This window comes from Corallococcus llansteffanensis (genome assembly GCF_003612055.1).
Taxonomy (GTDB): domain Bacteria; phylum Myxococcota; class Myxococcia; order Myxococcales; family Myxococcaceae; genus Corallococcus; species Corallococcus llansteffanensis.
In genome coordinates this window covers 1-13,207 of record NZ_RAWB01000271.1, presented here as the reverse complement: position 1 = coordinate 13,207, position 13,207 = coordinate 1, and the positions used below count along the sequence as shown (strand labels likewise).

The 13,207-nt window shown below is 71.3% G+C and carries 10 protein-coding genes and 2 pseudogenes; 3 read left to right on the top strand and 9 right to left on the bottom strand.

What is annotated here, in order from left to right; genetic code table 11:
* From D7V93_RS47610 to D7V93_RS23920, 4 genes and pseudogenes are all read right to left on the bottom strand, one after another.
* Positions 1–128, bottom strand: a pseudogene (locus D7V93_RS47610) (biotin synthase BioB); the annotation flags it as partial.
* Positions 129–164: 36 nt separating this feature from the next.
* Positions 165–509 (bottom strand): annotated as a pseudogene (locus tag D7V93_RS47605) (aminotransferase class I/II-fold pyridoxal phosphate-dependent enzyme); the annotation flags it as partial.
* Positions 510–691: 182 nt separating this feature from the next.
* Positions 692–1,717, bottom strand: a complete 1,026-nt coding sequence (gene bioB, locus D7V93_RS23925) for a biotin synthase BioB (RefSeq protein ID WP_120645614.1) — start codon at positions 1,715–1,717, stop codon at positions 692–694.
* Between the two features lie 210 nt (positions 1,718–1,927).
* Positions 1,928–2,197 carry a GlsB/YeaQ/YmgE family stress response membrane protein gene (locus D7V93_RS23920; RefSeq protein WP_120528245.1) on the bottom strand — a complete coding sequence of 90 codons (270 nt, stop codon included), beginning with the start codon at positions 2,195–2,197 and terminating at the stop codon, positions 1,928–1,930.
* Between the two features lie 178 nt (positions 2,198–2,375).
* Here D7V93_RS23920 and radA point away from each other — a divergent pair, with 178 nt between their 5' ends.
* The gene (gene radA / locus D7V93_RS23915) at positions 2,376–3,737 is read left to right on the top strand and encodes a DNA repair protein RadA (protein ID WP_120645613.1); all 1,362 of its coding nucleotides are present in this window, start codon (positions 2,376–2,378) and stop codon (positions 3,735–3,737) included.
* A 4-nt stretch (positions 3,738–3,741) separates the two neighbouring features.
* On the opposite strand, the gene D7V93_RS23910 is transcribed toward radA, so the two are convergent.
* The gene (locus D7V93_RS23910) at positions 3,742–4,524 is read right to left on the bottom strand and encodes a hypothetical protein (protein ID WP_147451294.1); all 783 of its coding nucleotides are present in this window, start codon (positions 4,522–4,524) and stop codon (positions 3,742–3,744) included.
* Between the two features lie 9 nt (positions 4,525–4,533).
* On the bottom strand, positions 4,534–6,204 hold the full coding sequence (locus D7V93_RS23905; protein ID WP_120645611.1) for a hypothetical protein: 1,671 nt from the start codon (positions 6,202–6,204) through the stop codon (positions 4,534–4,536).
* Between the two features lie 415 nt (positions 6,205–6,619).
* On the opposite strand from D7V93_RS23905, the gene D7V93_RS23900 reads away from it, so the two are divergent.
* Positions 6,620–8,107 (top strand): sensor histidine kinase, encoded by a 1,488-nt coding sequence (locus D7V93_RS23900; RefSeq protein ID WP_120645610.1) that lies wholly within the window; start codon positions 6,620–6,622, stop codon positions 8,105–8,107.
* Here the strand turns inward: D7V93_RS23900 and D7V93_RS23895 are convergent.
* The 3 genes from D7V93_RS23895 to D7V93_RS23885 form a co-directional block, all read right to left on the bottom strand.
* Positions 8,052–9,917 carry a methyl-accepting chemotaxis protein gene (locus D7V93_RS23895; RefSeq protein ID WP_120645609.1) on the bottom strand — a complete coding sequence of 622 codons (1,866 nt, stop codon included), beginning with the start codon at positions 9,915–9,917 and terminating at the stop codon, positions 8,052–8,054. The two genes, D7V93_RS23900 and D7V93_RS23895, sit on opposite strands and share 56 nt — an antisense overlap.
* Positions 9,918–10,003: 86 nt before the next feature.
* Complete coding sequence (locus D7V93_RS23890) at positions 10,004–10,735, bottom strand: iron-containing redox enzyme family protein (protein WP_244237473.1); 732 nt, start codon at positions 10,733–10,735, stop codon at positions 10,004–10,006.
* Between the two features lie 294 nt (positions 10,736–11,029).
* The gene (locus D7V93_RS23885) at positions 11,030–11,602 is read right to left on the bottom strand and encodes an NUDIX hydrolase (RefSeq protein ID WP_208723127.1); all 573 of its coding nucleotides are present in this window, start codon (positions 11,600–11,602) and stop codon (positions 11,030–11,032) included.
* A gap of 169 nt (positions 11,603–11,771) precedes the next feature.
* On the opposite strand from D7V93_RS23885, the gene D7V93_RS23880 reads away from it, so the two are divergent.
* Positions 11,772–13,181, top strand: a complete 1,410-nt coding sequence (locus D7V93_RS23880; protein ID WP_120645606.1) for a sigma-54-dependent transcriptional regulator — start codon at positions 11,772–11,774, stop codon at positions 13,179–13,181.
* Positions 13,182–13,207: the final 26 nt, after the last annotated feature.

The following is a 13,207-nucleotide window of genomic DNA, read 5'->3' as shown; positions in this document are numbered from 1 at the left end:
GCCTCCTCGTTCATCTGCATGCGGCCCGCGGACAGGCGCACCATGGCCTGGGGCATCAGCAGGCGGGCGGTGGCGATGGTGCGCACCATGTCCACCGTCTCCACGCGGTGCTGCTCGGCGAGCGGCGCCACGTCTCCGTCCATGGAGAAGACGCTGTCGGTGACGACCAGCTTGCGCTGGGCGGGCGTGTCCGCCAGCGCTCGGGCGAGGGCGGCGGCATCCGCGTGCGGATAGACGACGACGCGCGCGCGCGACAACCGGCAGCCGTCCACCAGCGAGGCGTGGTTGAGGGCGTCGGAGAAGACGGCGTCGCCGGGGCCCACCAGCGCGGGGAGGATGCCGGTGTTGGCCGCGTAGCCGGAGTTGAAGAGGCGCACTGCCTCCGCGCGCTCGAAGCGGGCGAGCCGCGCCTCCAGCCGCTGGTGCGGCACCATGTCCCCCACCACGAGGCGGCTGGCGCCGGAGCCCACGCCGTAGCGCTCCAGCGAAGCCAGGACCGCGGCGCGCACGGCGGGCGATGCCGCGAGGCCCAGGTAGTCGTTGGAGGAGAAGTTGACGAGCCGCTCGTCACCCAGGCGGACCTCCGCGCCCTGGGGCGAATCGAGCGGCTCCAGCACGCGGCGCAGGCCCTTCGCGGACAGGGCCTCCAGGTCCTCGCGCGCCCAGCCGTCCGCGACCGGAGCGGCGGGCCTCACCGGTCCTGCCGGGGCTCCAGGGGGCGGATGCCCGCCTTCTCCAGCAGCGCCATGTCCTGGGTGTACTCGGGGTTGCCGGTGGTGAGCAGCTTCTCCCCGAAGAAGAGCGAGTTGGCGCCCGCGAGCATGCAGAGCAGCTGCGCCTCCTCGTTCATCTGCATGCGGCCCGCGGACAGGCGCACCATGGCCTGGGGCATCAGCAGGCGGGCGGTGGCGATGGTGCGCACCATGTCCACCGTCTCCACGCGGTGCTGCTCGGCGAGCGGCGTGCCCTCCACCGGGACGAGCGCGTTGATGGGCACCGACTCCGGGTGGACCTCCTGGTTGGCCAGCGTGCGCAGCAGGTTGCAGCGATCATCCACGGACTCGCCCATGCCGATGATGCCGCCGCAGCACACGGAGATGCCCGCGTCGCGCACCCGGTCCAGCGTGCGCAGCCGGTCATCGAAGGTCCGGGTGGAGATGATGTCGCCGTAGTGCTCCGGCGACGTGTCCAGGTTGTGGTTGTACGCGGACAGGCCCGCCTCGCGCAGGCGCTTCGCCTGGCTGGCGGAGAGCATGCCGAGCGTGGCGCACGCCTCCATGCCCAGGGCCCGGACGCCGCGCACCATCTCCAGCACGCTGTCGAACTGCGGACCGTCCTTCACCTCGCGCCACGCGGCGCCCATGCAGAAGCGCGTGGCCCCCGCCTGCCGGGCCTGGGTGGCGGCGGCCAGGACTTCCGGCACCGCCATCAGCTTCTCCGCCTTGACGCCCGTCTTGTAGCGCGCCGCCTGCGGGCAGTAGGCGCAGTCCTCCGGGCACCCGCCCGTCTTGATCGAGAGCAGCGAACACAGCTGCACCTTGTTCTCCACGAACACCTGCCGGTGCACCGTCTGCGCCTTGTGCACGAGATCCAGCAGCGGCAACTGGTAGAGCGCGCGCACCTCCGCGAGCGACCAGTCGTGCCGCACCGTCACCCCTTCCGGGGCGGGGGCGGCGTGGTGGGCGTGGCCGTGGAAGGACTCGGCGGTGTCGGACATGCGGGTTCGGCTCCTCAGCAGGGGCGTCAGGGGCCCGACGCTGCGTGGCCGAAAGCCCATTGTCAACGCCCGAGCGTCAGGGGGTTGACGAGGGCCGACCCGGAGCCTACGACGAGCCCCTGCGGGAGCCCGCAAAGACAGAAGGGACGTCCGTGCGTGACGGACGCCCCCCTGTTGTTTCCCGCCTTATCGGAGGGAAGCCCCGCGTGGCTAGACGTGGACGCGGCGACCGCGGCCGGCGAGGCCCACGAGGAACAACACGACCAGTGCGCCCAGGACCGAGAAGAGCAGACCCGTGGGATGCAGGTCGAACATGCGACCGTCACGCGAGAACAGCGAACCGACGAAACCACCCACGAACGAACCGGCGATGCCGAGCAGCGTGGTGGCGATGAGCCCCATCGACTGATTGCCCGGCATGATGGCGCGCGCAATGAGACCCGCAACCAGACCAATCACCAGAAACGCGATAATCCCCATGACAACCTCCCTGTGTGGGGGGCCCGCTCTGTGCGACGCCCGTGGACCAGAAACTGGGATGCCCCTCCCTGTGGGGCAACCCGCTACCTGATCCATGACAGCCTGCTTGCCTGCCCTCCTTCCTTGGCTTCACGCGGGGCGAGGAAACGTCAGGGGTCTGGGCTAGACACCTCAACCCATGGCGAAGGCGAAGACGCACTACACCTGTCAGGCCTGCGGCTACCAGACGGCGAAGTGGCTCGGGAAGTGTCCGGACTGCGGGGCCTGGAGCTCCCTCTTGGAGGAGGCCGAGGCGAAGGTGGACGACAAGCGCCCGGCGTGGGGCGCGTCGGGCGGCGCCTCCCGTCCGGTGAAGCTCCAGGACGTGACGGGGGAGACGGAGGTGCGCCGGCGCACGGGCATCGTCGAGTTCGACCGCGTCCTGGGCGGCGGCGTGGTGGGCGGATCGCTGGTGCTGCTGGGCGGAGACCCGGGCATCGGCAAGTCCACGCTGCTGCTGGCGGCGCTGGACAAGCTGGCGCGGCACGGGCCGGTGCTCTACGTGTCGGGTGAAGAGAGCCTGCGGCAGACGAAGATGCGCGCCGAGCGCCTGAAGGTGGAGAGCGCCAACATCCACCTGTTCGCGGAGACGGACGCGGAGCGGGTGCTCACGGCGGCGGAGGCGTTGAAGCCCCAGGCGCTGGTGGTGGACTCCATCCAGACCATGTACCTGCCGGAGCTGGGCAACGCGCCGGGCAGCATCACGCAGGTGCGCGAGGTTGCGGGCCGGCTGATGGCGTTCGCCAAGCGCAGCGGGGTGCCCACGTTCCTGGTGGGGCACGTGACGAAGGAGGGCTCCATCGCGGGTCCCCGGGTGCTGGAGCACATGGTGGACACGGTCCTCTACTTCGAGGGCGAGCGGGGCCACCCGTTCCGGCTGCTGCGGGCGCACAAGAACCGCTTCGGCAGCACCAACGAGATTGGCGTCTTCGAGATGAAGGGCTCCGGGCTGATGGAGGTGGCGGACCCGTCCGCGCTGTTCCTCTCCGAGCGGCCCCAGGGCAAGTCCGGCAGCGTGGTGACGAGCACGCTCAACGGCACGCGTCCCCTGCTGGTGGAGGTGCAGGCGCTGGTGGCGCCCACGGGCTACGGCACCGCGCGGCGCACTGCGATTGGCGTGGACGGCAACCGGGTGGCGCTGCTGGCGGCGGTGCTGGAGAAGAAGGAGGAGATCCCACTGGTGGGCTGCGACCTGTTCGTCAACGTGGCGGGCGGCATGCAGTTGAGCGAACCGGCGTGCGACCTGGCGGTGTGCGCGGCGCTGGTGAGCAGCCTGCAGAACCGGCCGTTGGATCCGAAGACGCTGGTGCTGGGCGAAGTAGGACTCGCGGGCGAGGTGCGCGCGGTGGGGCAGATGGAGCCGAGGCTCGCGGAGGCGGAGAAGATGGGCTTCCGGCGGGTGGTGATGCCCGCCGGCAGCGCGCGGCGCCTGGAGGGGACGAAGCTCCAGGTGGTGGGCGTGGAGACGCTGAGCGAGGCGCTGGCCGCGATGTTCGACTGACGGCTCAGGACGCAGGGGACAGCAAGGACAGGTCCGGCACGCGCGTGGGTCGGGTGAGGGTTGGCAGGTCGAAGAAGGACTCGGGGCCCAGCGTGGTGATGAGCCGGGCCTCGGCGGCGTCCCCTTCGGGGGTCATGGCCTGGGTGGGCAATTCGTAGGGCTGGACGAGCACGAGCCCACCGTCCAGGGCCTGTCGCTGTCCGGCGGGAATGGCGTCCAGGCGGGAGCCGAAGAGCTTCACGAAGGGGGCGCCGAAGATGTTGCGCCAGAAGAGGCCTTCAAGGCCTTCGCTGTAGTCGCGCACGTTGAAGACGCGCCTGGAGCCAACGCCGTCTTCACTCGGCACCGTCCGCCAGTTCTTGCGCTCGAAGTCCTCATCGGGTCCGGACTGGGCAAGGGGCGAGCCCAGCAGGTGCATGAGTTCGACGACCTGCCGCAGGTGGGCGTCGCGCCAGCCGGGCTTCTTCGCCTCCACGATGGACGTCACCCAGGTGAGGGCACCGGCGGCGTAGGGGTACCTGCTGTTGCGCACTGCCGTAAGTTGGAGGAAGTCCCGATCGGTCTTGGCTCCGATGGTGAAGTTCTTGAACTCTTCGTAGTAGTCCGCGAGGACATCCGGGTTGAAGGGCCCGGGCTCCAACCGTTCCGCCATGTTGAAGCCTCCGTAGCGCACGGGTTGGAACCAGCGGCCTTCCAAGAAGAACCGCTGAGCCAGCTCGCGGATGGTGCTCGTCCGAGGAGCACCGGGAGGCAGGGAGAACCTTGTCTTCAATGAGCGCAAAGCCATGACCTGACCTCAAGGGAAGAAGCGGATATTGGCGCGTCCTGCCTGCCCGAGCACGTCCAGTCGTTCGCGCAACTGCTTGGAGAGGCGTGTCGCACCCGCTGGGTGCTTGGAGGAACGAAGCCAGAGCTCGATGGATCCACCGTATTCGTTCACGTAATCCATCATGGCCTTCAGGTTGCCCGTGAGCGACATCTCCGCGCGGCCCTTTACCTCGACGAAGTCGTAGGGACTGCCCCAGACGAGATCGCCAGGGCGCCCCGTCACGGCATCCGGAACGAACCCCTGCGCCTTGCTCCCCGGCGGAGGCAACAGGAGGCTCGTGTTCTTCGGGTAGCCCTGGCTCTTGAGCACGGCCTGCTCGAACTCGCTGCCCGCGCCCTTGTTCTTGATGACCGTCTGGTAGAGCCGCTCCCACTCCGGATCCACCGCGTACTGGAAGCGGCTGTACTTGCCCGGGTGGCGGAACTGGTAGTCCACCCAGGCCTGCGCCAGGTGCTCCGCGCTGCCCGGCACCAGCCGCGCGCCCTCCGCCGTCGCCCGTGAGCCCACCAGGGCCACGCGCTGGCCCTGTCCCAACGCGCGGCCCGCCTCCGCCAGCGGGGCCTCCAGCCGCTTCGCCACGGCTTGCAGCTTCGCCACGTCGTCCGCCGTCACCACGTCGCCGCGACCCGCCGCTCGCAGCACCCGGCGGATCTCCTGCGCCTCTTGCGGCGACAGGTGCTGCACCACCCGCTGGAGCACCTGCACCTCGCGCAGGCTTCGACCCGTCAGGAGCGCCGCGCGCTCCACGCCCTGCGCGCCCTCCGTCAGCAGGCGCCCCGACACCACCGGCAGCGCCACGCTCACCGCGCACAACAGCCGCTCCCCGTCCGACAACGGATGCCCCAGAAGGCTCTGCCCCAGCACCACGCCCTTCACATCCGCCACTTCCCCCGCGACGGGCAGCAGGCCCACGGCAATCTCCAGCACCAGTTCCTCGGGCGGAATGCCGGGAGGCTCGGGACTCGGGTCCCACGTCGGGGGCGCGTTGCGGCCCGCCTCTACCGCCGAGGCCAACAGGCTGTTGCGCGCCAGCAGGTAGAGCGCCACCTCACTCGGGCTCTTGCGCGTGAAGTCCGGGTCCTGCGTGTGCGAATAGGCCCAGTCGAGCACCGCTTCCACCAGTGCCCGCTGCGTCTCTTCGTACAGCGCGCTCTCGGTGAGCAGCCCGTCCTGTCCCAGCCTGCGGAAGTGCGACTCGGCCAGGGCCTGGGTGTGCGCATCCGCCCAGCGGTGGTACTCCTCCAGCTTCGCCTCCCCCCGCGTCGAGCGCACCCCGTCCTCATGCTGCCGCTGCGCATGCTGGGCCTTCAGCCGCAGATACACCTCCAGCGGCGCGTCCTCTTCGAGCTGCTCCTCGGTGCGCGCGATGGCCCAGATGAACAGCTCGTTCAGCGCCGCATGGCCCGCCTGACGCTCCGCCTCCGTCACGGCGGGCTTCTTCAGCGCCGCCCGCTTCTCCTGGATGAACGCGAGGTAGCGCCCCAGCACCTCACCGCCCACCGTGCCGCCCGCGCCCGCGGAGTCCCTCGGGGCCGGGGTGAACCGGGGCGGCGAAGCGCTGTGGTAGCGCGTGTAGCCATAGTGCCCCACCGGCAGGGCACCAGAGCCCGGCGTGGTGCACGCCACGAGCGCCAGCATCAAGCTTCCACTTCCAACCAGACGCCACACCCCCATGTCGTGCCTCCGCGGCGCTCCCAGCGACCCAGCGGTACCGACGTGCTCCGCGAGCCCCTTCCTGACGCGCGCGGCGACACGTTCCACGTCGATCCACGGGCGTCCGGAACGACCCCGGGTGTACGGACAACGCCGGGCCTCGCGGGTTCCCGAAGTGCTCGCGTCCCCTGGCCTTCGTTCACTCCGCACGGGTGACGCCCGGGGTCCTCGCACGCGGGTCCCCTCACGCCCGAAGCGCGCCTGCCGCACGGCTTCGCGCCGAAGTCCGGGCCACGCCGCGGGCATCCGCCACCACCGCGCCTCCAGCGGCCTCACGGGAACGAGGACTGGCCAGGGCCCGGGGCATGCCGTTTGATGCGGGCCGAGGAGCGCCGCCCGGATGAAGCATCGCCCCCATTCCTCCCGCCTGCGGGACGCGCTGGGCTCGCTGTCGGCACGGCTGCTGCTGGCGTTCCTCCTGCCCACCCTGCTCTTCCTCGCGCTGGCGGGGGCCTCCGTGTACGCGCTCGCCCGCGCGAGCCTGGAGGACGAGCTGGGCGCGAGCCTGTCCGCGCTCGCCGCCGCCACCGCCAGCCAGGTCAGCGGCGAGCGCATGCTCACCATCGAGCCCGGCGACGACGTGTCCGGCACCCGCACCTGGCGCAACCTCGTGCGACTGCTGGACGGCGTGCGCACCGCCAGCGGCGTGCGCCGCGTGTACGCGGTGGACGCGAAGGGCCGCGTGCGCACCGACGTGGGCGGCAACCTGCCCGTGGGCGCCGAGGTGCCGGAGCTCGCGCGCGACCGGCTGGAGCTGACCCGCGTCCTCGCCGGCAAGCGCGCCGCCAGCCAGGTGCTCTTCACCGGCTCCGACGGGCTGCTCTACAAGACGGGCTACGCGCCCGTGGTCCAGGACGGCCAGGTGGTGGGCGCCATCGGCGTGGAGGGCAGCGCGGCCTTCTTCGGCCCGCTGCGGCGGCTGTGGCGCACCTTCGTCATGGCCAGCGGCGTGGCGCTCGTCGCGCTCGCGCTCATCGCCGTGCTCACCGCGCGGGGACTGGCCCGGCCGCTGCGGCGGCTGATGGACTCGGCGCTGCGAATCGGCCGGGGAGACCTCACGACGCCCGTGCCTCCGGAGCCCACCCGGGAGATTGGCGTGCTCGCGCGCGAGCTGGAGGTCATGCGCGGCGCGCTGGAGAGCCGCGACCGCCAGCTCAAGCTCATGCTCGCGGGCGTGGCCCACGAGGTGCGAAACCCGCTGGGCGGCATCGCCCTCTTCTCCGGCCTGCTCCAGGAGGATCTGCGCGCGGGCGCCCACGCGGACGCGGGCAGCCACGTGGACCGCATCCAGCGCGAAGTGACGTACCTCCAGCGCATCGTGGAGGACTTCCTCGCCTTCGCCCGCGAACAGCCGCTGGCACGCTCCCCCATGGAGGCCCCCGACCTCGTCTCCAGCGCGTGCGAGCTGCTCTCCATGGAGGCCAGCGCCAGGGGCGTGACGCTGGACGTGGACGCCGCGCCCGCGCACCTGGAGGCGGACGGCAGCCTGCTCACCGCCGCGCTCGTGAACCTGGTGAAGAACGCCGTGCAGGCCGCGCCCCCCGGCAGCCGCGTGCGCGTCCGCGGCCAGCCCCGCGACGGCGCCTACGCCATCGACGTCCAGGACAGCGGCCCCGGCGTCCCCGAATCCGAGCGCGAGCGCATCTTCGAGCCCTTCTTCACCACCCGCGAGCAGGGCACCGGCCTGGGCCTGCCGCTCGCGCGGAAGATCGTCCGCGCCCATGGCGGTGAGCTCGCCCTGCGCTCCACGCCGGGCGACACCGTCTTCACGCTCACGCTGCCATGTCTCCCGGCCGCTTCGGGGCAGACGCCGCAAGCGCGTCGCTGACGGGCAGGGGCGCGGCCTCGTCGGCGTCGAGCTGGAGCGCCATCTGCCCCACCTCCCCGGAGACGAGCTGCAGCGTGCGCGTGGCCTCCTGCGTGGACGCCAGCTGGCGCAGGGTGCCGTCCATGAGCTGCGATAGGTCCGTGATGGCGGTGGCGATCTGCGCGAAGGCGGCGTTCTGCTGCGTCACCGCGTTGGCGATGCGGCGCGCCGCATTGGAGCTCTCCTGGGAGCTCTGGGACAGCGCGCGCAGGGACTCACCGGAGGCGCGCATCTGGTCCAGCCCCGCGGTCACCTGACGGCCTCCCCGCTCGCTCATGGTGGCCGCGTCGCGGATGCCCTCACTGATGTCCGTGAGGATGTCGCGGATGCGCTGCGTGGCCTGGACGGACTGGTCCGCCAGCCCGCGCATCTCCCGGGCCACCACCGCGAAGCCCCGGCCGACCTCGCCCGCGCGCGCCGCCTCGATGGCCGCGTTGACCGCGAGCACGTGGGTCTGGCCCGCGAGGTCCTTCACGGCCCCGATGATCTCCCCGATCCGCGCCGTGCGCTCCTCCAGTCGCTCCAGCCGCTCCTGGACACCGGACACCACCTCCCGGATGGACGTCAGCCCCTCCAGGCTCTGCACCACCGCGGCCTCCCCCTGCCTCCCCAGCACCTCCGCGCGCCGGGCCACGTGCAGCACCTCCTCCGCGGAGTCCGCGGCGACGCGGGAGGCGCGCCGCAGCTCTTCCGACGTCACCTGCGTCTCGTGCAGCGCCGCCGACTGGCGGGTGAGCCCCTGCTGCTGCTCGTCGTTCGACACGCGCAGCTCCGTGCCCGCCATCCCCAGTCGCTGGGCGGACACCTGGAGCATCCGGGGGATCTGCCGCAGCCGGGTGAGCGCCCCGTTGAGCCCCGACGCCAGGTCGCCCATCTCATCCGTGGACACCCAGCGCGGCGAACGGATCCGCCCCGAGGCCAGTCCGGAGAGGGCCCCGTGCACCGCGCCCGTGCTCGTCACCTGTCGCCGCGCGAGCATCCAGGTGGTGAAGGCCGGCAGTATGAACACCAGCGCGCCCACCCAGGGCAGCGCGAAGGCCAGCTCCACGAACAGCGAGCTGCCCACGTCGTCCAGCCGCGCCGCGGACCGCATCGCGCCGTCCTCCAGCAGCGCCGCCTTCAGGAGGTTGCGCACCCCCAGGAGCTTCACCACCACCACGCACCCGCTCAGCATCAACGTGGCGAAGATGGTGGCCAGGAACGTGAGCGGCAGGAACCACGTCTGCCGGGGCCAGAAGAGCCCGGAGCCCGCGGGGCTCACCTCCGGATGCGCGTCCTGCTCACGCAGCGCCCAGGGCAACGCCAGCCGCTCCAGCCCCAGGCCGAACGGGAACGCCACCACCACGCCGAAACAGAAGGCGATGAGGGTGCCCAATCCCAGCCGGAACCAATCCTTGTCGAACCACAGACACACCGGGAGGCTGAAGAAGAACCCGCCGAGCGTCCACGCCGCGGCGGTGGTGTAGAGCATGGAGCGCCAGGGCAGTTGCAGGATGCGGTGCAGCCGGTCGCCGGGGCCATCCCCGGGCCGGCTCCGAAGCGCCCAGCCCGCGAGCCACCGCAGGGACACGTAGGGGTGGAGCAGCCCGAACACCAGCACGATGGGCGGCAGGACGGTGGCCGTGACGCGCAGGCCCTCCTGGCTCGACAGCCCCATCGCCATCGCGATGAGGTAGGCGCAGAGGATGGAAGGAGGCAGCACCCACCGCAGGAACAACCACATCCCACGCCAGGCAAACTCCCGGATGCCCTTCGTCTCATCGGTCTGCATACGTCCCCCCCTGCTCGAAACGACTTCGGTCGTCCCCACGCCATGGCGTGGCACTTCCACTTCCGCTCACCACACGGGATTCGACTTCACACCTCGGTGCAGGACTCGAACACGCGCGCCAGCAGCACCAGGGACTTGCGTGCCGCGGCCGCCACGCGCGCGGGCTCATCCGTCGCCGCGTCCACGCAGAGCTTGATGACCTCCAGCGCCTCGTCGGGATGCGCGTCGTCGTAGCGGGCATGCGCCCGGAGCCAGCGCGTCGAGTACGTGTCCATGCGCACGCCGTCCTGCGCGTAGTCGTTGAAGGCCTCCACCACGCCCCGCGTCCAGACGCCGGTGACCCCCTCGATGGCCCAGTTGCACGCGGCCACGCCCTCCGCCAGCGAGCCCTGGCGGCACATCTCCAGCAGGTGCTGATGCAGCGCCTGGATTTCGGGCGTCAGCGGCGCCCGGAAGGTCCGCTGCGGGTCGACGCCCGCCGCCTGCATCCAGTCAATCCACCACTCGGCGTGGCGGGCCTCCACGCCCAGGTTCTGCAACAGCCAGCGGCGGATGCTCGCGTCGCCCGGCCGCACGCCGTACGTCGTCTTCGCCAGCGACAGCCCCATGTACTTGGGGAAGTGGTCGACGATGGGGAAGCAGTCCGCCAGGAAGCGCTGCCACGCGCGCAGGGGCGGGTGCCGGCCCGCGGCGGTCTCCACGAACAACGTCGGCCAGCATGCCGCCTGCCACTCCGGCCGGAGTGACTCCAGCATCGTCTCCATCCACTGCGGATGCGGCGTGTGTTTCAGCGCGGCCGGCAGGTAGCGCCGGAACACGGCCTCCTCTCCAAGAGGGGCCCTGGGAACGACTTCCGATACGGCGACACGGCTGCTTCCGGCGGGAGACGACATGGGGCGTACTCCAGCTCGAGGCGGGTGACAGGCCGACATGGCCTCCCTCACCCGCCCAAGCACCTCCACGCTGCCGGGGTGGCCGTGCTTCAACCATCAGCCCCCAAGGCATGCTCGGAGTTTGAGACGCCGTTGTGTTTCAAATCCTCCTGGGGCTCTGGAGGCAATGTCGGCGAAGGCGTTTCGACCCGGCACGTCCGGGCACTGGACTTCCGCCCCTCAAACCCCATGCCCCAGGGCCGCGCGGGCCTTGGCCAGCATGCGCCGCAGGGGGGCCTCATCCGCGCGCGCCAGCGCTTCGTCCCAGCCCAGCCACTGGATGCCGAACGACTCCGCGGGGTCGTGCGCGAGCGCGTCGGGGTCCTCGGCCACCACGAGGTAGCGCACGTCCAGGTGACAGTGCTCGGGCTCGTCCTTGCGCGCGGGGATGGTGTGCACGTCCACGTCCAGCGGGCGCGGCGCGGTGGGGTGCAGGTGCACGCGGCACCCGGTCTCCTCGCGGGCCTCGCGCAGCGCGGTGGCCTCCATGCTCCCGCCGTCCCCCACCTCCGCGTGCCCGCCCGGCTGCAACCAGCGCTTCAGCTTCGCGTGGTGCAACATCGCCACGCGCTCCCCCGAGGGGTCCACCACCACCGCGCTGCCGGTGAAGTGCGCCTGCTCCTGCGCGCGGGAGAAGGGCTCTGTGAGCGACGTGGCGCAGTGGCGCATGCGCGCCAGGTCCTCGCGCTCCCTGTCGTCCTGGGGAACGTGGCGCGCGAGCAGTTCAACGAGGTGGGCAGGAGCATCGGCCATGCGCCAGGGTAGCCACACGCCGCGCATGGGACACCAGCGCTTTCACGGCGCCGGACCGTGCGGCCGTCCCGGTCCGGTGTAGGGTGCTGCTTCCCGGGCGCGCCCTCCTGCCGGAGCGCGCCGCCGCTGTCCCCCTCCATCCGGCAGGCCCCTTGCAGGTAAGCAGGCCATGGCTCGCATCCTCGTCATCGACGACCACGACACCCTCCGCGAGGGCATGACCGTCACCCTCACCCGCTCCGGCCACACCGTGTCCGCGGTGAAGAGCGGGGCGGATGGGCTTGCCGCGTACAAGAAGGGCCCCTTCGACCTGGTCGTCACGGATCTGAAGATGGACGGCATGGACGGCATCGCCGTCACGCGCGCCCTCAAGCAATTGGACGCGGGCGCGGTGGTGATGGTGGTGACGGCCTTCGGCACCATCGAGACCGCCGTGCAGGCCATGCAGGAGGGCGCCTACGACTTCATCACCAAGCCCTTCCCGCCGGAGGTGCTGCGCGCCAAGGTGGACAAGGGCCTGGAGCTGTCCGCCACGCGCCGTCAGGTGGAGCGCCTCACCGCCCGCACCGACGCGCATGACGCCGACGCCGCCCTCACCCACCGCGACATCGTGGGCGACAGCGAGCCCATGCAGAAGCTGCTCGCGCAGGTGCGCAAGGTGGCCGCCAGTGACGCCACCGTGCTCGTGCGCGGCGAGAGCGGCACCGGCAAGGAGCTGGTCGCCCGCATGCTCCACCAGCAGTCCCCGCGCAGGAGCGGCCCCTTCGTCGTGGTGCACTGCGCGGCCCTGGCGGAGACGCTGCTGGAGAGCGAGCTGTTCGGCCACGAGCGGGGCTCCTTCACCGGCGCGGTGAAGCGCAAGCTGGGCCGCTTCGAGCTGGCCGACGGCGGCACCCTCTTCCTCGACGAGATTGGAGAGATTCCCGCCTCCGTGCAGACGAAGCTCTTGCGCGTGCTCCAGGAGAAGGAGCTGCAGCGCGTGGGCGGAGAGGAGACGCTCAAGGTGGACGTGCGCGTGGTGAGCGCCACCCACCGCGACCTCCAGGCGGAGGTGAAGGCGGGCCGCTTCCGCGAGGACCTCTACTACCGGCTGCACATCGTCCCGCTCACCCTGCCGCCCCTGCGCGAGCGGCCCGAGGACATCACCGCGCTCGCGCGCCACTTCGTCGCCAAGCACGCGCCCCGGGTGAACCGGCGCGTCACCGGCATCGCGGACGCCACGCTCCACGCGCTCACCCGCCACGCGTGGCCTGGCAACGTGCGCGAATTGGAGAACGTGATGGAGCAGTCGCTCGTCTTCGCCGAGGGCGACACGCTCACCCCCGCGGACCTGCCCCCGCACCTGTCCGGCCAGACGCCCCGCATGGACTCCGGGCTGCCAGTGCCCCAGGGCGACCGCCCCCTGCCGGACATCCTGGAGGACCTGGAGCGCCAGCTCATCGCCCGCGCGTATGAGAAGGCCGGCGGCGTGAAGACGGAGACCGCCCGACTGCTGGGCATCAAGACCTCCGCGCTGTACTACAAGCTGGAGAAGTACGGCTTCCTCCCCCGGGGAGACCGCCCCGACGAGGGGGGATGATCCTCGGAAATCCGTCACCCCCGCCC